Here is a 605-nt window from a genome sequence, read left to right as displayed (position 1 = left end):
TGCCCCGCTGCGGCACCAGGTAGCGGGCCTCGCGCTGCACGGTGAGGTCGCCGCCGTCGCTCGTGAGGAGGGCCAGGGCGCACACCGTGGACGGGACGGTGCACTCGTCGAGGGAGAAGTCGATCGGCGCACCGCCCAGCGGGGTGAGCGTGACGGTCGCGTGGAGGTCCGCGAAGCTGCGCGCGCCTTCGTAAATGGTCACGAAGATGAGGATGCGGCGGAACGCCTGCTTGTGGTCCAGGTTGATCGTCAGGTTCTCGCCGGTGGCGACGCTGCCGGTGCGGTCGTCCCCGTCGAGGTGGATGTAGGGCGGCTGGTGGAGCGCACCGAACGCGTTGCCCAGGGCCTGCACGACACCCTTGCGGCCGTCGGTGAGTTCGAAGAGGGCGCACAGGTCGAGGTCGAGGTCTCGGTGCATGGCGGTGGCCCGTCCGCGCTTGCTGCCCCAGCCGCTGAACTGCTTGCGCATCTCCCAGTTGAGGTTCACGCGCATCGCGCCGCCCGTGCCGCCCTGCTTGGCGAGGGAGACGCTGGGGGCCGCCTTGGTGAGCGTGATCTTCGAGAGCCGTACGGGTGCGGCCGCCGCCGCCGGCGGGGTGGGCGGA

Annotated in this window: 1 pseudogene; it reads right to left on the bottom strand. The window is 71.1% G+C overall.

Annotation, left to right across the window (positions count from 1 at the left end):
* Positions 1-605, bottom strand: a pseudogene (locus tag GTW43_RS32550) (Tellurium resistance); the annotation flags it as partial.

The organism is Streptomyces sp. SID5785 (genome assembly GCF_009870065.1).
Lineage (GTDB): Bacteria > Actinomycetota > Actinomycetes > Streptomycetales > Streptomycetaceae > Streptomyces.
This window is presented reverse-complemented; position numbering and strand designations above follow the sequence as displayed.